The sequence below is a fragment of the Pseudomonas sp. TREG-RG-20F-10-E-6-01 genome (assembly GCF_022662455.1).
Classification (GTDB): domain Bacteria; phylum Pseudomonadota; class Gammaproteobacteria; order Pseudomonadales; family Pseudomonadaceae; genus Aquipseudomonas.
Genome location: NZ_JAKNQP010000009.1, coordinates 174,595 through 194,694 on the forward strand (window position 1 = coordinate 174,595; position 20,100 = coordinate 194,694).

At 61.3% G+C, this 20,100-nt stretch carries 21 protein-coding genes and 1 pseudogene; 10 read left to right on the forward strand and 12 right to left on the reverse strand.

All coding sequences use genetic code 11. From position 1 onward, the window contains the following. Positions 1 to 44: 44 nt before the first annotated feature. The 8 genes and pseudogenes from L8K08_RS23465 (at position 45) to L8K08_RS23500 (ending at position 6,816) form a co-directional block, all read left to right on the forward strand. Positions 45 to 792: pseudogene (locus L8K08_RS23465) on the forward strand (ABC transporter substrate-binding protein). 106 nt (positions 793 to 898) lie between these two features. After that, positions 899 to 1,441, forward strand: a complete 543-nt coding sequence (locus L8K08_RS23470; RefSeq protein ID WP_242200239.1) for a PilL N-terminal domain-containing protein — start codon at positions 899 to 901, stop codon at positions 1,439 to 1,441. Beyond that, a complete protein-coding gene (locus L8K08_RS23475) occupies positions 1,438 to 2,109 on the forward strand; it encodes a chemotaxis protein (RefSeq protein ID WP_242200240.1) in 672 nt (223 codons plus the stop codon). Before L8K08_RS23470 ends, L8K08_RS23475 begins: the two co-directional genes overlap by 4 nt. A gap of 9 nt (positions 2,110 to 2,118) precedes the next feature. Then, on the forward strand, positions 2,119 to 2,838 hold the full coding sequence (locus L8K08_RS23480; protein WP_242200241.1) for a TIGR03759 family integrating conjugative element protein: 720 nt from the start codon (positions 2,119 to 2,121) through the stop codon (positions 2,836 to 2,838). Beyond that, positions 2,820 to 3,368, forward strand: coding sequence for a lytic transglycosylase (locus tag L8K08_RS23485; protein ID WP_242200242.1), 549 nt, complete (start codon positions 2,820 to 2,822; stop codon positions 3,366 to 3,368). Before L8K08_RS23480 ends, L8K08_RS23485 begins: the two co-directional genes overlap by 19 nt. Continuing rightward, positions 3,365 to 3,880: an integrating conjugative element protein gene (locus L8K08_RS23490; RefSeq protein WP_242200243.1), complete on the forward strand. Its 516-nt coding sequence runs from the start codon at positions 3,365 to 3,367 to the stop codon at positions 3,878 to 3,880. The genes L8K08_RS23485 and L8K08_RS23490 overlap by 4 nt, the downstream gene beginning before the upstream one ends. Before the next feature lie 9 nt (positions 3,881 to 3,889). Next, positions 3,890 to 5,995: a type IV conjugative transfer system coupling protein TraD gene (gene traD / locus L8K08_RS23495; protein ID WP_242200245.1), complete on the forward strand. Its 2,106-nt coding sequence runs from the start codon at positions 3,890 to 3,892 to the stop codon at positions 5,993 to 5,995. Between the two features lie 89 nt (positions 5,996 to 6,084). After that, on the forward strand, positions 6,085 to 6,816 hold the full coding sequence (locus L8K08_RS23500; protein ID WP_242200246.1) for a TIGR03747 family integrating conjugative element membrane protein: 732 nt from the start codon (positions 6,085 to 6,087) through the stop codon (positions 6,814 to 6,816). 315 nt (positions 6,817 to 7,131) lie between these two features. Here the strand turns inward: L8K08_RS23500 and L8K08_RS23505 are convergent, their stop codons facing one another. The 12 genes from L8K08_RS23505 to nac all read right to left on the reverse strand — a co-directional run bounded on the left by L8K08_RS23505 (position 7,132) and on the right by nac (position 16,889). Beyond that, positions 7,132 to 7,965, reverse strand: a complete 834-nt coding sequence (locus L8K08_RS23505; protein WP_242200247.1) for an ABC transporter substrate-binding protein — start codon at positions 7,963 to 7,965, stop codon at positions 7,132 to 7,134. 56 nt (positions 7,966 to 8,021) lie between these two features. Then, positions 8,022 to 8,750: an amino acid ABC transporter ATP-binding protein gene (locus L8K08_RS23510; protein ID WP_242200301.1), complete on the reverse strand. Its 729-nt coding sequence runs from the start codon at positions 8,748 to 8,750 to the stop codon at positions 8,022 to 8,024. A 22-nt stretch (positions 8,751 to 8,772) separates the two neighbouring features. Next, positions 8,773 to 9,516 carry an amino acid ABC transporter permease gene (locus L8K08_RS23515; protein ID WP_242200248.1) on the reverse strand — a complete coding sequence of 248 codons (744 nt, stop codon included), beginning with the start codon at positions 9,514 to 9,516 and terminating at the stop codon, positions 8,773 to 8,775. A 5-nt stretch (positions 9,517 to 9,521) separates the two neighbouring features. Then, complete coding sequence (locus L8K08_RS23520; RefSeq protein WP_018609115.1) at positions 9,522 to 10,223, reverse strand: amino acid ABC transporter permease; 702 nt, start codon at positions 10,221 to 10,223, stop codon at positions 9,522 to 9,524. A gap of 117 nt (positions 10,224 to 10,340) precedes the next feature. Beyond that, on the reverse strand, positions 10,341 to 11,093 hold the full coding sequence (locus L8K08_RS23525) for an SDR family oxidoreductase (RefSeq protein ID WP_242200250.1): 753 nt from the start codon (positions 11,091 to 11,093) through the stop codon (positions 10,341 to 10,343). A gap of 132 nt (positions 11,094 to 11,225) precedes the next feature. Beyond that, positions 11,226 to 11,993, reverse strand: coding sequence for a 5-oxoprolinase subunit PxpA (locus L8K08_RS23530; RefSeq protein ID WP_242200251.1), 768 nt, complete (start codon positions 11,991 to 11,993; stop codon positions 11,226 to 11,228). 16 nt (positions 11,994 to 12,009) lie between these two features. Continuing rightward, on the reverse strand, positions 12,010 to 12,414 hold the full coding sequence (locus L8K08_RS23535; RefSeq protein WP_242200252.1) for a hypothetical protein: 405 nt from the start codon (positions 12,412 to 12,414) through the stop codon (positions 12,010 to 12,012). A 12-nt stretch (positions 12,415 to 12,426) separates the two neighbouring features. Next, positions 12,427 to 13,398, reverse strand: a complete 972-nt coding sequence (locus tag L8K08_RS23540; protein WP_242200253.1) for a biotin-dependent carboxyltransferase family protein — start codon at positions 13,396 to 13,398, stop codon at positions 12,427 to 12,429. Then, complete coding sequence (gene pxpB, locus L8K08_RS23545) at positions 13,395 to 14,066, reverse strand: 5-oxoprolinase subunit PxpB (RefSeq protein WP_242200254.1); 672 nt, start codon at positions 14,064 to 14,066, stop codon at positions 13,395 to 13,397. The genes L8K08_RS23540 and pxpB overlap by 4 nt, the downstream gene beginning before the upstream one ends. Beyond that, positions 14,063 to 15,415, reverse strand: coding sequence for an acetyl-CoA carboxylase biotin carboxylase subunit (gene accC / locus L8K08_RS23550; protein ID WP_242200255.1), 1,353 nt, complete (start codon positions 15,413 to 15,415; stop codon positions 14,063 to 14,065). The genes pxpB and accC overlap by 4 nt, the downstream gene beginning before the upstream one ends. Before the next feature lie 31 nt (positions 15,416 to 15,446). After that, on the reverse strand, positions 15,447 to 15,869 hold the full coding sequence (locus L8K08_RS23555; RefSeq protein WP_242200258.1) for an acetyl-CoA carboxylase biotin carboxyl carrier protein subunit: 423 nt from the start codon (positions 15,867 to 15,869) through the stop codon (positions 15,447 to 15,449). 114 nt (positions 15,870 to 15,983) lie between these two features. After that, entirely contained in the window at positions 15,984 to 16,889 is a 906-nt protein-coding gene (nac, locus tag L8K08_RS23560) for a nitrogen assimilation transcriptional regulator NAC (RefSeq protein ID WP_242200261.1), read from the reverse strand. 390 nt (positions 16,890 to 17,279) lie between these two features. On the opposite strand from nac, the gene L8K08_RS23565 reads away from it, so the two are divergent. After that, positions 17,280 to 18,488 (forward strand): aspartate transaminase, encoded by a 1,209-nt coding sequence (locus tag L8K08_RS23565; RefSeq protein WP_242200263.1) that lies wholly within the window; start codon positions 17,280 to 17,282, stop codon positions 18,486 to 18,488. Between the two features lie 9 nt (positions 18,489 to 18,497). Continuing rightward, positions 18,498 to 20,042, forward strand: coding sequence for an MFS transporter (locus L8K08_RS23570; RefSeq protein ID WP_242200265.1), 1,545 nt, complete (start codon positions 18,498 to 18,500; stop codon positions 20,040 to 20,042). Positions 20,043 to 20,100 lie beyond the last annotated feature (58 nt).

Here is a 20,100-nt window from a genome sequence, read left to right on the forward strand (position 1 = left end):
GACGTCTTCGGGCGCCTTGTTCATTTTCATTCTGGAGAACCTTCATGAACCCCACACACCAAGCTGCAGCCCTGCTGACGGCCTCAAATCCATTTGCTCGCGGTTACGACAACCTTCATATCGAACGGCTGCTACTGATCACCTACGAAAACGACTGCCCTCCCTGCTTTCGACCCGTGCACGACTCACAAGCACATCTGCCCGACAATGAGCTGCAACTGTTCGCCTGCCTGTTCAATGACGATTTCGCCTTGATCAGCGAAGGCCAATCCATTTCGGATGGATTTGGATGAACGCTGCCAGTCCACCGGGCTAGTGCGCCAAGTAATCTACGCTGTGATGGGCGAAATGCTCAACGAGCGGCATCACCTCGGTGATCTGTACTCCCTGGAAGAGGCACAAGCCATGGTCCATCGCTTGAGCTTCGAAACGGGACACTACAGTCGAGCCTGGGAAATCAGTACCGCGCACCGTCCCGAAGAATCGATGCTTTATCTGGAGGAGTGGGTCAGTCACTTCGCTCTGCGGCAAACCGGCCTCTTGTTCGAGCTTTTTACGCTGCCAGATTGCTGCGGTATCGGTTGCAAACTGATCGGCACGCCATGGACGGACGAAAACTTGCTGAACATTGAGGGCAATCGTTATTCGAGCTTGAGACAAGAACAACTCGACGCAGGCACACCGGAAGCCTTGGTCAACGTACTGTATTTGGCGGCATTGGCGGATGTGCGATTGTTGATCTTCGACCCCGACGCTGCCGTCTTGGATGGGCTCGCCATTTTCGATGAATAGCAACGTGTTCAGCGTTAACACGACCCACCTTGAATCAACTTTCTCACTGAATCGCTCCTTCACCTCATGTCAGGTTCTGCACTGAATCTGACATGAGGTTTCTTCCATGGAGCGTTTTTTCACGCCTGTCTGCCTGCTGGGTTTGTTGAGCGCCTGCACCGCGCAAATCCCCAACCCTTTGCCGACCAATCCAGAGATCGACAGTGGCTCCAATCGGGCCCAGCACTCGAGGGGCATAGCCGAAGAAAGCCATCCGGCAGAGCTTCGTTATGGCCGCTACACGCTGGTCAGCACCGAGCCCACCACGGAACAACGCGATCTTCTTGCCCAAATCATTGAAGTGAACATCCCGTCCAGCCTGAACCCCTCAGTGCAGGATGCGTTGCAGTACGTATTGCAGCGCTCGGGCTATTCGCTCTGCCCCGTTACCGCGTCCGTGAGGGTGCTGTTTACTCGGCCCCTGCCCGCGGCCCATTACCGGCTCGGCCCGATCTCTTTGCGCCGCGCGTTGCAAGTGCTGGCTGGCCCCGCCTGGCAACTCACGACCGACGAAGTCAGCCGCTCGGTCTGCTTCGAACAACTGAAAATGGAGGCCGGCGTCGCGCTGATCACACCCGACGTGCCTCATCAGTCGGAGGCACGCCCATGAAAGCCTCGACGTTTCAAACCTTCATTGTCGGACTTCTTTGCCTGGCAATTGCCGGCCTGGGTGGTGGTTTGTATAACCAGTATCAGCGCGTGGCCGAGCTACAGAGCACGAACACGCAATACCAACAAACCCTGGGCACCCTGCAACGTGATGCAAACGCCCTCAAGGATGCACAGGAAAAACTGCAGTACGCGCTGAAAGACCTGAAACAGATGGTCGATTCCGGCGAGCAACAGGCCAATACCCTCGATCCGATGCTGGATCAATGGGCACAAGAAATACAGGAACTGCGCGACGGTCTGGCAGACCGCGCCACCGTGGCAGACCTGACAGCGCTGCGCGCACGCCTTGAACAGGTCGAGCAGCAGTTCCAGGAGCACAAGACCCAGCCATCCCCCCCACCGCCGTCGCCTTCCGCGACCAAACCGAAAAAGACCGCTCGCCCCAAGCCCGTCCCGCTCTCGCCACCGTTCTCGGTGTTGGGGGTCGAATCACGCGGTGGTGAGCGCTTTCTGGCGGTCGCACCTCATGACAGTCGCTCTCTCACGGATGTCCGGCTGCTACATAGCGGTGAGCAGCTCGGGGCCTGGCACCTAAAAGTACTGGAGCCGAACTCAGCCATCTTCGCGGTGGCCGCTCAGCCAGACCAGACCGTGCACCTCCGTTGAGAAGCGATCATGAACAGAGCGCTACTGCCCGCCGTCGTCTGCCTCGTTTCACTACTGACCACGGTAGCTGCGATTGGCAACCCCGTCGCGACACAGTCACGGAACCAGGGCACGCAGTCCGCTGCCCTGGGGCGCTCTGACTCTGAACAGGCTGGGAGCTGGGGTCTGACGGAGCAGGAATGGACGCGCTTCGAACAGATCCAAGCCGGCCCACGCGGTTTCTGGAGCCCGAACCTCGATCCGTTGACCGCACTCGGGGTCGAGGCGCAGACCGACCAAGAGCGCCAGCGCTATGCCGAATTACAGGTAGCGCTGGAAGCCAAACGCGCCGAGCGCGAGTTGGCCTACCAAAACGCTTACACCGCTGCCTGGGCCAAGCTGTTTCCTGGGCTGCTGCCGATCCAGGGCATGGCGTCCCCGGCCCTTACCAGCTCAGCGGTCGCGCCGCGCCAAGCTCTGTTTGTCGAGGACCACTGTCCAGCGTGTACCGACGAAGCGCAGCGTCTGCAAAGCAGTGACACAGCATTCGATATCTACCTGGTGGGCAGCCAAGGCGAGGATGAACGCGTCCGTCGCTGGGCTCGGCAAGCGGATATCGATCCGGTCATGGTTCAACGCCGGAAGATCACGCTGAACCATGACCGTGGCCGCTGGTTCAGTTTTGGTGCCCCGGCACCACTGCCCGCCACGTTCCAGCAGGTGAATGGACAATGGCAGCGCCTCGACTGAGCGGTATTGCGCTCCTGCTGACGGTGCTCGCCGTCCAGGCTGACGAACTTCCGCCACCGGCCTACCAACTGGCGGCGCATGACGCCGACATCCCGTCTACGGTGCTGTTCGCGATAGCCCTGCAGGAGAGTGGTATCCGCGTCCGTGGTCGATTGCGGCCCTGGCCGTGGACCCTGAACATCGCCGGAACACCTTACCGCTTCGCCACTCGCCAGGCCGCCTGTCACGCCTTACTTCAGGCACTCGCCCGACATGACGCCAAGCGGGTCGATGCTGGACTCGGCCAAACCAACCTGGGTTATCACGGACAACGTTTTTCCAGCCCCTGCGAAGCCCTCGACCCCTACCGAAATCTCGCCGTCACTGCCGCACTGCTGCGTGAGCATCACGCCACCACTGGTGATTGGGTGTCAGCGGCCGGACGCTATCACCGCCCGGCGGGAGGAGCGCAGGCCGCACGTTACCGCGCAGGTTTTTCCCGGCAACTTGAACGACTGATGGTTTCTTTCGAACAAGGCACACCGCCATGAAGCGAATCCCCCTTACCTGTTATTTCATCCTGCTCTTGGCACCTCTCGTCCAGCCGGAACTGACCGTAGCCGGGGATCAGCCTAGCGACTTCACCCGCCCCCATTTTCAGGTTGAAAGGTCGCCCATAAACAACAAGACCCAGCCTGATCGGGCCATGCATGCGGACCTGTCCACGTTTGCCGATGAAGCCTGGATACTGCCCGTCCGCAGCTCTCACTTGAGCCCCGGCCAGATCACGTCTCGCGCCCTGAGCATGCCGGGTTTGCGGCCATTTTTCCTGGTGGGTGAGGATCCCCGCTCACTGGCTTGGTTGCGTCAACGCGCGACTGAACTGCAGGAAATGGGCGCGACCGGTCTAGCGGTTGAAGTAACCGATACCGAAGCTTTGGCCCGAATTCGAGCAGCCGCTCCGGACATCACCATCCTGCCGGTCAACGGCAACGACATCGCCACCCGCCTGCAGATTGAGCACTACCCCGTCTTGATCACTCCCACCTCACTGGAACAGTGAGTCCAGGTCATGGCCGAGCATGCGATGGAGTCCAAGCTCCGGCCAGCGGTCGAGTTGTATACCGTAGCAATCTGTATCGCTGCCGCGGTCTTGTGCGTGTACTCACCCTGGGCTGTCGCCCTGTCACCCGAGATCGGGCTGGTTGCGGCGCTGGCCTATACCCTGTTCGGCCTTATCCGGCTGCGACAAGCCTGGGAGGTGCTGCGCTATCGGCGCAATATCCGCCGGCTGCCCCGCTACGAGCTGACCAGTCGGCAGATTCCGGTCAGCCGCAAGCGTTTGTTCATGGGACGAGGTTTTCGCTGGACCCGCCTGCACACTCAACGCTTGGTCGAGGCTCAGGATCCGGCTGTCGCTCACTATGTCGACCAACCGCCCCATTACCGCCTGGCGCGTGGACTCGAACGGCGCTTGGAGCATGCACCGTTTCCGCTTTCGATACTGGCCCGTCTCACGGCCTGGGACAGAGCCTTCAATCCGTTGCGCCCTTTGCCCCCGGTCGGTGGTTCGCCGCTGTTGCATGGGGTCGAGCCCGACGAAACGGAAGTCAGTCTGCCGTTGAGCGAACGGGTCGGACACACATTGGTTCTCGGCACTACCCGTGTCGGCAAGACGCGACTGGCCGAGGTGTACATCACTCAGGATATTCATCGCATCGAACACGAGGTAGTGATTGTCTTCGATCCGAAAGGCGATGCCGACCTGCTCAAGCGCATGTACGTCGAAGCCAAACGCGCCGGTCGGGAGAAAGAGTTTTATGTCTTCCATCTGGGCTGGCCAGAAATTTCGGCCCGCTACAACGCCGTGGGGCGTTTCGGGCGTATCTCGGAAGTGGCATCACGCATCGCCGGGCAGCTCAGCGGTGAAGGCAACTCGGCGGCCTTCCGTGAGTTCGCCTGGCGCTTCGTCAACATCATCGCCCGCGCCCTGATCGAGCTAGGCCGACGCCCGGACTACCTGCAGATCCAACAGCATGTGGTCAACATCGACGCCCTGTTCATCGAATACGCCCAGCAGTTTTTCGCCAAAACCGATCCGAAAGCATGGGAAGTGATCGTCCAACTTGAAGGCAAACTCACCGAGAAGAACATTCCCCGGCATATGGTGGGACGCGAAAAGCGCGTGGTGGCCATCGAGCAGTACCTGGCAGTGAAGCGGGTATTTGATCCGGTACTGGACGGACTGCGTTCGGCGGTACGCTACGACCGTACTTACTTCGACAAAATCGTTGCCTCGCTACTGCCACTGCTGGAGAAACTCACCACCGGCAAGACCGCCCAGTTACTGGCCCCCAACTACACCGATTTAGATGACCCGCGGCCAATCTTCGACTGGATGCAGATCATCCGAAAACGCGGCATCGTCTACGTCGGTCTGGATGCGCTGACCGACGCCGAGGTGGCGGCTGCTGTGGGCAACTCCATGTTCGCCGATTTGGTCTCGGTCGCGGGGCACATCTACAAACATGGCATTGACCATGGCCTACCCCCATCGGGCAGTAGCAGTGACAAGTTGCCGATCAACCTGCACGCCGATGAGTTCAACGAGTTGATGGGTGATGAATTCATCCCACTGATCAATAAGGGCGGCGGTGCCGGGATCCAAGTAACCGCCTACACCCAGACCCTCAGCGATATCGAAGCGCGTATCGGCAACCGCGCCAAAGCTGGCCAGGTGATTGGCAACTTCAACACCCTGCAGATGCTCCGCGTGCGCGAAACCGCCACCGCTGAACTACTCACCCAGCAGTTGCCCAAGGTTAACGTGCTGACCAAGACTCTGGTGTCGGGTGCCACCGATACCTCCGATCCTGAGGCCAACACGGACTTCACCTCGTCCTCACAGGACCGTGTCAGCAGCACCAGTGTGCCGCTGATCGAGCCTGCTCATATCGTCAGTTTGCCCAAAGGGCAAATGTTCTCCTTCCAAGCCGGTGGGCAGCTCTGGAAAGTCCGCATGCCTTTGCCAAAAACCTCCAACGACGACGCCATGCCCAAAGACCTGCAGGAACTCACTCAACGGATGCGGGCGGCCTACAACGCGCAGGCGGGGCAGTGGTGGCGCGCCAGTGGTGGCGGCCCAACAACAAACTTCGATCTGGATCAGGTGGGGTAGGCCGGCCCCGCCACAGGTTTCGATTCAGCAGAAAACGATCCAAAAGGCGTCGTGACGACACCAACACTGCAACGCGCATGGAGTGAACGATGGCGAGTTCCGTCCGGCACACGCCGCCACAACCGATCCAGCGCCCGGGATTAATCGTCTCGACGATTGGCTTGGTTTTACGCATCATCGGTTTGCTGATCGCCTCGTTGCTGTTTTCGATCCTCATCGAGTTCGCCGGTTTGCTCCTGTTCTGGGGGGATCAGGGTTGGCGACACAGCCAAGCCATGTTGAGTAGCGAGCTGGGTTGGCTGAGTGAGCACTTCAAAGCTTCACTCATCATCCAACAACCCGGACAGACAATTGGCCAGTGGCTGAATTTTCTTAATCAGTGGTTGTTGCTCAAGACAGGCTTTGCGGATTTTGCCCAGCAGGCGCGGGTGTCTAGCCAAGGCAACGGCTTCTGGGGCTGGACCAATCAGCTCTACGTGAGCATTGAGGATTTCGTGCTGGCGGCGGTTTATGTGACCTTTACCTTCTTGGTGCGCCTAACCATTCTGGTCCTGTCCACACCGCTATTTTTGTTGGCTTCGTTCACCGGTTTTGTCGATGGCTTAATGCGCCGTGACCTACGCAAGTTTGGCGCTGGACGGGAAAGCAGCTTTGTTTATCACCGCGTCAAGCGAGCAGTGGTACCACTGTTAGTCGTGCCCTGGATCATTTACTTGTCTCTCCCCTTTTCGCTGAACCCTATGGCTGTGTTTTTGCCCTGCGCCGTGCTACTTGGAGTAACAATGGCGATCACCGCAGCAACATTCAAAAAATATCTTTGACGGTTACCAATCTGCGTTCCAAAGTATCGGTAATGCTACACAGTTTTTACAAGCGATCCGGGATTTGCTTGACCATGTCTGCACTCGAATAAAAGCTATGCCGATCACGAATCGTTGAGCTTAATCAGAGGAAGATTTTCGATGGCTAATGGATGGCAAAAAAAACCGGAACCCTTATCAGATTCCGGCTTTTCCCGATGCGCAGGGATTAGTCAAACTTTCTAGCTAGACAACATAGCGGACATTCATCGGGATTGACTTTTCAACTGGACAACTTATCGCTCCAGAAAATTTCCGCGCAACAACTCGCCAAGCTCAAGGCAAGGGATCGAACTTTAAGCTGCTGAGGCTCTGCACCTTGTCTTCACGGACCATTTTGTAATCGGTGTTCGGGCCGATCCAGCGGTCCCAGATCGCATCGATTTCCCCAGCCTTCTCCATCGCCATCAGCGATTCATTGACCTTGGCCAGAAACGCCGGCTCATCGCGGCGCATGCCAGCACCAATCGGCTCAAGCGCCATCGGTTCCTTGGCCAAGGCCAATTCGACGCCGCTCTCCTTGGCTTGCTTGACCAGTTTCAGCGCGGTCATGGTGTTGGTCACCAGGCCCACCACCTTGTTCTGCTGCAAGGCCATGTAGGCCGAACCGGTGTCCTGGAACGTCACCGGCGTGGCCCCGGCGATGCGGATCGACTGCTCGGACGTCGAGCCTTTGGTGGAGCTGATGCGCTTGTCCTTGAAGAAGCTTTTCGGCTGATCCGCATTGGCTGCACGCACCACCAGGGTTTCCTTGGCGATGTAGTACGGGTCGCTGAACTGGATCTGCTCGGCGCGGGTCTTGGTGTAGGCCAGGTTGGCGAAGATCACATCGACGCGGCCCATTTTCACTTCCGGGATGCGCGCTTCGACCGACAGCGGCTTGAGTTCCAGCTCCACGCCCATGGTCTTGGCCAGGGCCTTGCACAAGTCGACGTCCATGCCGACCAGTTCACGGGTTTTCGGGTCCGGGGCGGAGAACGGAGGCACGTCGGCGTAGACGCCGCAACTCAACGACTTCTTGGCCATGATGTCGCTCAATTGATCGGCCTGGGCGACCGCAACAGCCAAAGGACCTAACGCCAGCGTGACAAACAGATGCTTCATACGCATGGAAAAACTCCGGGGATGGGAAAGTCGAATGGCAGAGTGAGCAAAACCGCTGCGGCTCAATGGGCCCGCAGGTCGGCGATAAAGCGTTGTGCTCGCGGGTGCGTCGGCTGGCTGAAGAAGCTGTCGGGCGTGCTCTTTTCCAGAATCTGCCCCGCGTCCATGAACCAGATGGTGTCGGCGACCTCACGGGCGAAATTCATCTCGTGGGTCACGCACATCATGGTCATGCCGTCCTTGGCCAGGCCTTTCATCACACTCAGCACTTCGCCGACCATTTCCGGGTCGAGCGCGCTGGTGGGTTCGTCGAACAGCATCACTGGGGGTTCCATCGCCAGCGCCCGGGCAATCGCCACGCGCTGCTGCTGGCCGCCGGACAACTGCGCCGGGTAAGCGCCGGCCTTGTGCGCCAGGCCAACCCGATCGAGCAATTGCATGGCTTGCTGCTTGGCCACCGAACCTTTCAGGTTGCGGATTTTGCTTGGCGCCAGGGTGATATTTTCCAGTACCGAGAGGTGCGGGAACAGGTTGAAGCTCTGGAACACAAAACCGACGCGGCTGCGCAGCCGATTGATGTGCGCGTCGGTGCCGTGCACGTCCTGACCGTCGAACAGGATCTGGCCTTTCTGGATTTCTTCCAGGCGATTGACCGTGCGGATCAAGGTCGATTTGCCGGAGCCGGACGGGCCGCACAACACCACCACTTCACCGGGTTTCACTTCGGCGGTGATGTCGGTCAGGGCGTGGTACTCGCCGTACCATTTGTTGATGTTGGAAAACATGATCATTGGATGCATGGCGCAACCCTCTTCAATTATCGATGACCAGCAACGGGTCGGCAGCCGCGGCCGGACCGCCGTTGCCCAGACGCTTGCGAGCGATACGGCGTTCCACCCAGCCAGCCAGATGGGTCAGGCCGAAACAGAGCAGGTAGTAGATGATCGCCAGGATGAAAAACACCTGGAACGGTTTGGTCAGCAACTGGTTGTTGACCTGGTTGGCAGCGAAGGTCACTTCCTGGACGTTGATCACGTAGCCCAGGGAGGTTTCCTTGATGATCGAGATGAACTGGCTGATCAGGCTGGGCAGCGCGTTGTAGAGCGCTTGCGGCAAGATCACCCAGATCGTCGTGCGCAAATAACCGAGGCCCAAGGCACGGGAGGCTTCGTACTGTCCCGGCGGCAACGCCTGGATGCCGCCGCGAATGATTTCGCACAGGTAGGCGCTCTGGTAGATCACCAGCGTGCACAGCATCGTCATGAAACCGGTGATGTTGTGGCCGATCAGCAACGGCACCAGGAAGTAGGTCCAGAAGATCACCATCAGCAGCGGAATACCGCGCAGCACATAGACCCAGACCGTGGCCGCCCAGCGCAGGCCTTTCCACGGCGAAACCCGAGCCAGCGCCAGCAGCAAGCCGAACGGAAACGCGAGGACCAGCGCCAGGGCTGCCAGGATCAAGGTGCTGGCCAAACCACCCAGCGGTCCGTGCGGGTACTGACCGATCAGGAACAGGGTCCAGTTGTTTTGCACAATCGAGAACAGATCGAACATTGGGTCTACCTCGCCAACGCTTTGTTGAAGCGGCGAGCCAGCAGCGCGCCGAGCCCCATCAACAGCAGTGAAAACACCAGGTAGAACACCGTGGCCACCAGGTACGACTCAAAGGTGCGGAAGGTGTAGTTCTCGACTTCGCGGGTGGCGTAGGTCAACTCGACCACGCCGATGGCCATCGCCAGGCTGGTGTTCTTGAACAACAACACGGTGTGGTTGATCAGCGAGGGCAGGCAGTTGCGCACGCCTTGGGGCAGGATCACGTAGCGCATCGAGCGCACATAACCGAGGCCGAGCGCCCGGGATGCTTCGGTCTGCCCGGCCGGAATGGCGCGCAGACCGCTGCGGATGTCTTCACAGAAATACGCCGCCTGACACAAGCCCAGCGCAATCACCGAGAACAGGTATTCGGTGCTGTAGTTGGCCAGCCACAGTTGTGTCGATTCGCTCAACAAGGTCGGCACGCCAAAGTACCAGAGCATCAGTTGCACCAGCGTCGGCACGTTGCGGTGGTAAGACACGTAACCGGCCACCAGCCGATCAGCGAGTTTGTTGCCGGTCAGGCGTACGGTCACCAGCAACAGCGCCAGAGCCATCGCCAGCAACCAGGCGAACAGCGCCAGTTGCAGCGTCGTTTCGATGCCCTTGACGATCAGCTCGGCATATTCGCCTTGCAGAACCGCGGCCAAATCGAAGTCATGCTTCATGGTCAATCCCTACGGGCATTGGGCTAGGGGCAGAAACAAGACGCCAGGCAAGCCGTGGCGTGGGTGACGCGATGACGGATTGATCCGTTCTTCTGGAGTGCGAACTGCGCAGCCAACTCAGCCTTGATAATCCTGCGGCCGCGCCGTCGATAGACCGCCGGGCACTTGCAGGGTCGGGGTGATTTCCATGTGCCCGACGTTGACCGCGATCGGTGCGGCGATGGCAAACGCGATGGCGTCGGCAATGTCCTTGGCCTGGGGCAATTCGAAGCCTTCGACAAAGCGCTTGTAGGTCTCTTCGGAGTCGCCGTGGACGTGGGCAAAAATGTCGGTGGCGACGCGGCCCGGACAGATCTCGGTGACCCGCACTCGCTTGCCGAAGGCGTCGATACGCAGTTGCCGCGAGAGCATGCTCACCGCGGCTTTGGTCGCGTGATAGGTGGAGTTGCCGCCAAAGTTGTAGGCCGCCGCAATCGAACTGATGTTGATGATGTGCCCGCAATCACGCTCGACCATCCCCGGCAACGCCAGCCGCGCCAGGTGCAGGACCGCGCGCAGGTTGACGTCGATCAGCAAGTCGATGCCCTCGGCGTCCGCCTTGAGGATCGAACCCGGTTTATCGACCCCGGCGTTGTTCACCAGAATGTCGAACTGCTGGGTTGCGAACAGGCGGGTCAGCCCGGCCAGGTCGGTGACGTCGATGGCGTGGGCAATACAGCCCGTTTTCGCGGCCAGCTCTGCCAGCTTGTCGGCGCTGCGGGCCAGGGCGTGCACTTGCACGCCTTCCTGGCACAGACGCTCGACGACGGCGGCGCCAATCCCGGAAGAGGCGCCGGTTACCAGCGCGGTTTTGTAATCTGAAAATGGCATGCACGTATCCTCGTATTTCGTGTGCGGATCACTCGGGTGATCGCGATGACTTTGACTCTATCCAGCCCGGAAGGCGGGGACCAAGACGGAATGACTGTGTGGCAATAAGCCCTGCTTATGACCGTGCAACCGTTACGCCAACAACTGCGAAATCGGCGTGATGCAACCGCCCGCCTGCTCGATTTCACGACGGATGGTGCGCGCCAGGTCAACGGCGCCGGGGGTATCGCCGTGTAGCAGGATCGAATGCGCCGGCACCGCGATGCGTTTGCCATTGAGGCTGATGGCGGTGCCCTCCTCCAGCAACTGCCGAACCCTTTGCAGCACCGCCGCCGGTTCCTTGATCACCGAGCCCGGCACTTTGCGGGGCACCAGCAGGCAGTCATCGTCGTAGGCGCGGTCGGCGAGAAACGTGGTGGCGACCCGCAGCCCGCATTTGTCCGCAGCGTTTTCGATGGCGCGGCTGCTCGACGAGCTGATAATCAGCGTCGGATCGAACGCCGCCACCGCACACACCAGCGGTTCGGCCAGCGCCGCGTCGGCGGCGACCATGTTGCCCAGCGCGCCGTGAAAGCTCATGTGCGTCACCCGATGGCCATTGACCGCCGCCATCCCGGCCAGCGCGCCGAGCTGATACACCACGTAAGTCGCCAGCTCCTTGAGCTCGATGTGCATCTGCCGCCGCCCGAACCCCATCAGGTCGGGGAAGCCGACATGGGCGCCCAGATCGATGCCACCGGCCTTGGCCAGGCGCACGGTGTTGTCCATGATCAGCGGGTCACCGGCATGGAAACCGCAGGCGACGTTGGCCGAGGAAATTAGGCTCATCAACGCTTCGTCTTCGCCCATGCGCCACGGCCCGAAACCTTCGCCCAGATCAGCGTTCAAATCGATTTTCATCACCTGCCCTCGCCCTTTATGCCGCGTCCAGGCGCATAAACGCCTCGCCATAACCGACGGTCGTGCCACACGCCGTCAACACTGCCGCTAACCGCCCGGATTGCTGGCTGCGAACCGGCAACAGCAAGTCGCCGACCTGCAGCAACGCAACCAATTGCCCCGGCACTACAAGACTGCCGACCGCAGCGAGCAATTCGCTCTGTTGCGGGTGCGTGAGCAGCAACCGGCCCAGGCCCGGCGTTTTCAACAGCTGTGCATCCGCAGGCTTGGCGGCTACTGGCGCCGCAACAGATGCAGATGCGGCGACCTCGCCGGCACAACGCTTGAGCAGCAGATGCAACCCCGGACGACGGATTTCCGCGCCCGCCAGGTGAGTCTCCTTGAGCCACACCGCCAACTGGCGGATTTCCTGATTTGTCATGGTTCAACGTCCTTAACGCGAGGCCAGCCCGTGGAGGTCGACCAGGCGGCTGACCTCCGCGAGATAGCGCTGATTGTCTTCCAGGGCCGTGATGGCTTCGGTGTAGCTGCATTCGATAAACCGCACCTTGCTGCCAATCGCCGCCTGCCCCAGGCGCCACAGATCGGCCTCGATCACCGTGCCGAATTTCGGATAGCCGCCACTCGGTTGCGCGTCGCGCATCTGGATGATCGGCTGGCCACCGTGGGGCACCTGAATCACGCCGGGGACGATGCCGTGGGAGCGCACTTCCATCGGCGCCTTGGGCAAGATCGGGGCGCCTTCGAGGCGGTAGCCATAACGGTTGCTCTGGGTCGTGACCTTCCATTCGCCGGCCCAGAACGCAGCACGGGACTCGTCCAGAAAACACTCGTACTCGGCCGCCGGCAAGACACGCATGGCCAGTACTCCATCGCGCTCCAGCGGCAGCGCCTGGGTCGGCGACACGACGCCAAAATCGGTCGGCAACCCACTGACGCCCGGACGCAGCGCCGAAATCCGGTCGCCCTGCTGCAAGGCCCGGCCCTGCAATCCGCCGAACTCACCGCGCAATTGAGTGCTGCGCGAACCGAGTACCGACGGCACGTCGACCCCACCGGCCAGGCACAGATAAGCGCGACTGCCGGAGGTCGGGTAACCGAGGTTCAGCACTTGGCCTTCCCGGGCCTGCGCCACCCAGAACGGCGGCAATGGCTGACCGTCGAGGGTCGCCTCGCTGGCCGCACCGGTCACAGCGAACGCGCAGTCCTGGGTAAAGCGGACTTCGAACGGGAACAACGGAATCTCGATCGCCGCCGCGTCCTCGGGATTGCCCAGCAACAGGTTGCCCAACGCCAGCGCCAGATGGTCCATCGCGCCGGAGGTGCCGACGCCGTAACCGAGGCTGCCGAAGCGACCGAAGTCCTGCACGGTGGCCAGGGCGGTGGCCGATAAAATCTCGATCATCGAATGATCCTCTCGATGCGCAAACGCAACATATCGCCCGGCCGGAGCATCGCCGGAGGGTTTTGGATCGGGTCAAAAAAAGACATTTCGGTACGGCCGATGGTGTTCCAGCCGCTGGGGCCGGCCGAGGCGGACACACCGGTCTGCACCCCGCCAATCGACACCGAACCGGCGCCAATGCTGATCACCGGCACCTGCCGACGCGGTGTGGCCAGCCGCGAATCCATGCCGCCGAGGTAGCAATAACCGGGGTGGCTGCCCAGGGCGTACACCGGGTACAGCGGCTCGCAATGCAGGTTGGCAATGGTCTCGATGTCCAGCCCGGTGTGCGCCGCCACATCCTTCATGTGCGGACCGAACTCGCCGCCGTAGACCACCGGCAATTCGACGATACGGCCCTCCAGCGGCAGCGGCTCACTGGTGTCCCACGCCTCCAGCAAGCGCTCGCACAAACCGCTGAGGTCGCGCGGCGGTTTGATGAACGTCAGCATCAGGTTGTTCATGCCGGGGACCGCTTCGTGGATCTCGGCCCAGTCGCCAGCCTGCAAGGCCAGGCGCCAGATGCGTTGTTGCGGTGCCAGATCGAGCTCGCCCGGGGCTTCGAACAACAGAGCGGTGGAGCCGAGCAGGCTGATGTGCGGGCGTAGCGGTGCAGAAGCAATACTCATGTCGGACTCCTTTGTTGCAGCCAACGCTCCAGGTGATGAATGTCCACGCCACCGGCGCAAAACGCCGGGTCGTCGAGAATCTCGCGGTGCAGCGGGACATTGGTCGAGATGCCTTCCACAATCAGTTCACTCAGGGCCAGGCGCATGCGGGCCATGGCCTCATCGCGGGTGGCGCCGTGGGTGATGACCTTGGCCACCATCGAATCGTAATACGGCGGCACGCGATAGCCGGTGGTGACGTGGGAATCGACCCGTACCCCAAAGCCGCCGGGGACTTCCCAGCGCTGGATCAGGCCCGGCGTCGGCATGAAGGTGATCGGGTCTTCGGCGTTGATCCGGCATTCCAGCGAGTGGCCGTTGAGCTGCACGTCCTGCTGACGCAGTTCCAGCACTTCGCCACGGGCCATGCGCAATTGCTGCTGGACGATGTCGATGCCGGTGGTCATCTCGGTGACCGGATGTTCGACCTGCAACCGGGTGTTCATCTCGATAAAGAAGAACTCGCCGTCCTCATACAGGAACTCGAACGTGCCGACGCCGCGATAGCCGATCTGCCGGCACGCGGCGGCGCAGCGTTCACCGACCTTGGCGATCAGTTCGGGATCAATGCCTGGCGCCGGCGCTTCTTCGAGGACTTTCTGGTGTCGGCGTTGCAAGGAACAATCGCGGCAACCGAGCCAGATCGCGTGGCCGTGGGCATCGCACAACACCTGGATTTCCACATGCCGTGGATGGCCAAGAAACTTCTCGATGTACAGCTCGGGATTGCCGAACGCCAGCCGCGCTTCTTCGCGGGTCAGGGCGATGGCGTCAAGCAAATCGGCCGCGGCGTTGACCACACGCATGCCGCGTCCGCCACCACCACCGGCTGCCTTGACGATCACCGGGTAACCGATGTCCTCGGCAATCGCCTGGATGCTGGCATCGTCGGTGGGCATGACCGTGTCCGGCCCCGGCACGCACGGCACGCCGGCTTCGCGCATCGCCCGTTTCGCCGCGACCTTGTCGCCCATGGTGCGAATGCACGCGGCGCTCGGCCCGATAAAGGTCAGCCCGGCGTTTTCGATGCGCTCGGCGAACCCGGCGTTTTCCGAGAGAAAACCGTAACCCGGATGGATCGCCTGGGCGCCGCTGACCTTGGCTGCAAACAGTAGCGCGGTCTGGTTCAGATAACTCTGGCTCGGGGATGCCGGGCCGATGCACAAGGCCTGGTCGGCGTTCTGCACATACTGTGCGTGACGATCAGCCTCGGAGTGCACGACCACGGTCTGAATCCCCAGGCCATGGCAGGCACGCTGAATGCGCAGGGCGATTTCGCCACGGTTGGCGATCAGCACTTTGTCGAACATTGTATTCACCTGAAAGAGAAAATGCTGGGGATCAGCCGAGTCGGAACAGCGGCTGACCGGCTTCGACTTCGGTGCCGCCCTGGGCCAGGATCGCGCTGATGCGGCCGGCGGTTTTGGCCTTGACCGGGTGGAACATCTTCATCGCTTCGAGGACCGCCAGGGTCTGCCCCGCTTCAACCTGATCGCCGACCGCAACAAAGGGCGCTTCCCCCGCCGCGGGTGTCAGGTGCAGCACGCCGTAAAGGCTGGCCTTGACCTCGGTGGCTGTTGCCGATGAGGGCTTTGGTGATTCCACAGTCGGTACCGGCGCCGGATCAGCCTGCGCCTCGGTCGTCACAACCTTCCCGGCCTGCTTGAAAAGACGAATCGTGCTGTCGCCTTCGGTCAGACTCAGTTCGAGCAGATCCGATTCGGCGAGCAAATCGATCAACCCCTTGATGCGTTCTGAATCCATGCGTGGGCCCCTGCCTATCGAGCGTGTCTGAGTGGATGGGGTCAATGTAGCGAGCCTGTTCCCGGTCGACCAAGACGCTTTGGCTTTGGGGTGATAAGCCGTCCTTATGACCACTCAGATCAGGCTGCCGCGCATCTCCGCGACCAGTTCCAGCAGGATCGCCTTGACCGCCTGCGCCGGCACCGACAGCGGCAAATGACCGGACAGGCACAACGCCAGCGGCGCCTCGATTTCCGGTTCGACGATGCGGCACATGTGCACCGAGGTCGCTGCCACCATCACCCGCGCCGAGGACTCGGGTAGGATGGTCGAGCCGAAATGCTCGGCGACGGCGGCGGTCAGGGTGATCGAAGATTCTACTTCCGCGACCACACGAGCGCTCAGGCCGACGCGCTGGAAGGCTTCATCCACCAGCCGGCGCATGACGTTGTAGGGCCGCGGCAGGAGCATTTCCATGTCCGCCAGTTCGGCCAGCGGAATCTGCTCGAGGCTGCTGACCGCCGGGTCGGCACTGACCAGGTAAAGGTGTTCGCGCAGCAGTGAGACAAAGCTCAGGCCATGGACTTCGCGCCCGCCGTAGAGCACGGCCATGTCCATGCGGCCGTTCATGATCAGCTCGCTCAGGGTGGTGCCGAAGTTTTCATTGAGGTACAGCAGAATGCCCGGATGCCGTTCGCGCACCCGGCGCAACAACGGCAGGGACAGCGCCGACGCGGCGGTGCCCGGCGCCAGGCCCACCGACACCTGCCCGGACAAGGCCTGGCCCGTGGCATTGATGTCGCTTTGCGCCTGCTCGCACTGGCGCAAGATGATTTGCGCATGAGCGTAAAGCACCTTGCCCGCCTCGGTCGGGGTCACGCCGCGTTTGGTGCGGATCAGCAGTTGCTGTTGCAGCTCGGCTTCCAGGGTTGCCAGTTGCTGACTCAGGGCCGGTTGCGCGACATGCAGCACATCGGCGGCCTGGGTCATGCTGCCGATATCGACGAGTTTCACGAAGTACTTCAAACGGCGCAGGTTCACGGTGGCGGTGCTCTTGTTCGAAAGAGGGGGACGACCCACAGCCGTTAGCAAGAGCCAGGCCAGCCATCCCCGACCCCGTAGGAGCGAGGCTTGCCCGCGAAGAATGCACTGCGGTTTTTCAGGTATTGCGCGTCATCGTTCTTCGCGGGCAAGCCTTGCTCCTACGGGTTAAGCGGGTTTAGTCATAAGGCTTTGCTATGGCTGGGTCGCGACTTGAACACTTGACACCGGTTTCGCGCCTACAGGCTTGAGCGCACCAGACTGGTGCGGGCGTGGTTCAGTTTCAGCCATAAGCGATTCCTATCCGACCAGAACGATCTCGTCTTATGGCGGCCTGTGCAGCGACTCGTACTGTAGGGCCTCGTCAACGCCATCAACGAGGAACTGCACGTGACTGCCTCCCGCATCGCCGCCCGTGTTCAACGTATCAAGCCGTCCCCCAGCAGCGCCGCTTCCGACCGTGCGAATGAGCTGCGTCGGCAAGGACAGTCGATCATCAACCTGGTGGTCGGCGAGCCGGACTTCGACACCCCGGAACACATTCGCAAAGCGGCCAGCGCCGCCATCGAACGTGGCGAAACCCGCTACACGCAAAACGCCGGCACCCCGGAGTTGCGTCAGGCAATCGTCGACAAACTGGCCCGGGAAAACGGCCTGACGTATGCCGCGAACCAGATCCTGGTCACCAGCGGCGCCAAGAGTGCGATCTTCAACGCCTTCGCCGCGACCCTGGGCGCTGGCGATGAAGTGTTGATCCCGGCGCCGTACTGGGTGTCGTACCCGGACATGGTGCTGGCCTGCGAAGGCGAACCGGTGACCCTCGCCTGCCCGGAAGAAAACGCGTTCAAGCTGACCCCGGAGCAATTGCGCGGCGCGATCACCGAGCGCACGCGCTGGCTGTTGCTCAACTCGCCGAGCAACCCGACCGGCGCCAGCTACAGCGCCGCCGAACTGCGCGGCCTGGCCGATGTGTTGCTCGACTATCCGCAGGTGTTGCTGATGACCGACGACATCTACGAACACATCCGCTACGAAGGCCTGGGCAACCCGCACATCCTCGCCATCGAACCGGCGCTGAGCGCACGTACCGTGGTGGTCAACGGCGTGTCCAAGACCTACGCCATGACCGGCTGGCGCATCGGCTACGCGGCGGGCCCGGCGGACCTGATCGGCGCAATGGCGACCCTGCAATCGCAATCCACCAGCAACGCCTGCTCGGTCAGCCAGGCCGCCGCCGTCGAGGCGCTCAACGGCGACCAGACCTTCGTCACGGACAGCGTGGCGGTTTATCAGCAACGCCGTGACCGCTGCCTGGACCTGCTCAACGCCATCGACGGCCTCAGTTGCCGCAAACCCGACGGCGCGTTTTATCTCTACGTGAACTGCTCGGGTTTGCAGGGTAAATCCACGGCTCAAGGCAAGCGCCTGAACAGCGATTACGACGTGGTCATGTACTTGCTGGAAAGCCAGGGTGTCGCCGTGGTGGCCGGGTCCGCTTATGGATTGGCGCCGTTCTTCCGGATGTCGATTGCAACCGACATCAACACCCTCGATGAGGGTTGCTCGCGGATCGCCGCGGCCGTTGCGGCGTTGAGCTGAGGACCGATGATGACCGTGGCGACCCACCCTCCCCTGAGCTTCCGGCAAGCGTTGCTGGCGATGCTCGGCATCTCGCTGGTGCTGATGCTTTCGGCGCTCGACCAGACAGTGATCGGCAACGCCTTGCCGAGCATCGTCGCCGAGCTCAAGGGTTTTGAGCTGTACGCCTGGGTGGCCACCGGTTACATGCTGGCCTCGATTGTGACGATTCCGATCTTCGGTCGATTGGGCGACTACTACGGGCGCAAGCCGTTCGTGATCGCCGCCACGCTGATCTTCACCGTGGCATCGCTGGCCTGCGCCCTTGCCTCTGACATGCTGTGGCTGGTGATTGGCCGCGCCTTGCAAGGGGTCGGCGGCGGCATGTTGATCGGCACCGCGTTCGCCTGCATTCCGGAACTGTTTCCCGACACCCGCCAACGCCTGCGCTGGCAGATGCTGCTCAGTGCACTGTTCAGCGTGGTCAACGCCATCGGGCCGGGGTTGGGCGGGTATCTGACCGGGGCCTTCGGTTGGCGCTCGGTGTTCTACATCAACCTGCCGTTGGGCTGTCTGGCGCTGTTTTTCGCCTGGCGCTATTTGCCTTATAACCGTCCGCTGCAACATACGAAAATCAGCCTGGATTGGCCGGGTGCGCTGCTGATCGCCCTGGCGTTGGGCAGCCTGCAATTGTTTGTCGAATGGCTCGGGCATTCGAGCCTGCTGCTGAGTGCGGCGCTGGGCTTGAGCTGCGTGGCGGCGAACGTTGCGCTGTGGCGCTGGGAGCGACGCTGCGAGCACGCCTTGCTGCCGGCGGCGTTACTCGGATTGCCGAGCATGCGCCTGCTGTTCCTGCTGTCGATGGCGGCCGGGGCGATCATGTTTTCGCTGTTGTTCTATCTGCCATTGCTGTTGCAAGGCAGCTACGGCTACTCGCCGCAGGACGCCGGTTTGTTGATCACGCCACTGGCCCTGAGCATCACCTTGGGCGCCATCGTCAACAGCCGCATCGTCACCCGTTTGCGTAACCCGAACCTGTTGCCGCTGGGTGGATTTGTCGCGCTGTTGCTGGCCTGCCTCGGTCTGGCCATCGCCGGGCGCAGTGCTTCGTTCAACGGGTTGCTCGGCTTGATCCTGCTGGCCGGGGTTGGCCTCGGCTTCATTCTGCTGAACCTGACGGTGTTCACCCAGACACTCGCCGAGCGCCAGTTTCTCGGGATTGCCACCGCGCTGACCCAGTCCCTGCGCCTGGTCGGCGGCTTGTTGGGCACCGCGGGAATGGGCGTGCTGGTCAACCTGCTGTACAGCGCCAACCTGCAACGGCTGTTTCTCGCCCAAGGGTACGCCGACGGTTTGGCGTTGTACGCCGACCCGCAAATCCTGCTGCGCCCCGACGCCGCCCTGCTCGAACACCCGCAATGGCTGAACCTGGCCCGCAATGCCCTGGCGCAGTCGGTGGGCGTTGGTCTGCTGCTGTGCGCCGGGCTCGGGGTTTTGGCGCTATTCATCCTGTACCGCTTGCCGCCCGTGAGACTGAACGTCTTACCGGCCACCGTAGCTCCTGAAAAACAATAAAAACTGACTGCCGCTTTTGACTGCCTCTCACAACACTCGACCACTCATGGGGATGACT

What these genes read in the sequence shown, in the direction of transcription:
- L8K08_RS23470 (WP_242200239.1), top strand. Translation starts at nt 899, where the DNA reads ATGGAGCGTTTTTTCACGCCTGTCTGCCTGCTGGGTTTGTTGAGCGCC.
- L8K08_RS23475 (WP_242200240.1), top strand. Translation starts at nt 1,438, where the DNA reads ATGAAAGCCTCGACGTTTCAAACCTTCATTGTCGGACTTCTTTGCCTG.
- L8K08_RS23480 (WP_242200241.1), top strand. Translation starts at nt 2,119, where the DNA reads ATGAACAGAGCGCTACTGCCCGCCGTCGTCTGCCTCGTTTCACTACTG.
- L8K08_RS23485 (WP_242200242.1), top strand. Translation starts at nt 2,820, where the DNA reads ATGGCAGCGCCTCGACTGAGCGGTATTGCGCTCCTGCTGACGGTGCTC.
- L8K08_RS23490 (WP_242200243.1), top strand. Translation starts at nt 3,365, where the DNA reads ATGAAGCGAATCCCCCTTACCTGTTATTTCATCCTGCTCTTGGCACCT.
- traD (WP_242200245.1), top strand. Translation starts at nt 3,890, where the DNA reads ATGGCCGAGCATGCGATGGAGTCCAAGCTCCGGCCAGCGGTCGAGTTG.
- L8K08_RS23500 (WP_242200246.1), top strand. Translation starts at nt 6,085, where the DNA reads ATGGCGAGTTCCGTCCGGCACACGCCGCCACAACCGATCCAGCGCCCG.
- L8K08_RS23505 (WP_242200247.1), bottom strand. Translation starts at nt 7,965, where the DNA reads ATGCGTATGAAGCATCTGTTTGTCACGCTGGCGTTAGGTCCTTTGGCT.
- L8K08_RS23510 (WP_242200301.1), bottom strand. Translation starts at nt 8,750, where the DNA reads ATGATCATGTTTTCCAACATCAACAAATGGTACGGCGAGTACCACGCC.
- L8K08_RS23515 (WP_242200248.1), bottom strand. Translation starts at nt 9,516, where the DNA reads ATGTTCGATCTGTTCTCGATTGTGCAAAACAACTGGACCCTGTTCCTG.
- L8K08_RS23520 (WP_018609115.1), bottom strand. Translation starts at nt 10,223, where the DNA reads ATGAAGCATGACTTCGATTTGGCCGCGGTTCTGCAAGGCGAATATGCC.
- L8K08_RS23525 (WP_242200250.1), bottom strand. Translation starts at nt 11,093, where the DNA reads ATGCCATTTTCAGATTACAAAACCGCGCTGGTAACCGGCGCCTCTTCC.
- L8K08_RS23530 (WP_242200251.1), bottom strand. Translation starts at nt 11,993, where the DNA reads ATGAAAATCGATTTGAACGCTGATCTGGGCGAAGGTTTCGGGCCGTGG.
- L8K08_RS23535 (WP_242200252.1), bottom strand. Translation starts at nt 12,414, where the DNA reads ATGACAAATCAGGAAATCCGCCAGTTGGCGGTGTGGCTCAAGGAGACT.
- L8K08_RS23540 (WP_242200253.1), bottom strand. Translation starts at nt 13,398, where the DNA reads ATGATCGAGATTTTATCGGCCACCGCCCTGGCCACCGTGCAGGACTTC.
- pxpB (WP_242200254.1), bottom strand. Translation starts at nt 14,066, where the DNA reads ATGAGTATTGCTTCTGCACCGCTACGCCCGCACATCAGCCTGCTCGGC.
- accC (WP_242200255.1), bottom strand. Translation starts at nt 15,415, where the DNA reads ATGTTCGACAAAGTGCTGATCGCCAACCGTGGCGAAATCGCCCTGCGC.
- L8K08_RS23555 (WP_242200258.1), bottom strand. Translation starts at nt 15,869, where the DNA reads ATGGATTCAGAACGCATCAAGGGGTTGATCGATTTGCTCGCCGAATCG.
- L8K08_RS23570 (WP_242200265.1), top strand. Translation starts at nt 18,498, where the DNA reads ATGACCGTGGCGACCCACCCTCCCCTGAGCTTCCGGCAAGCGTTGCTG.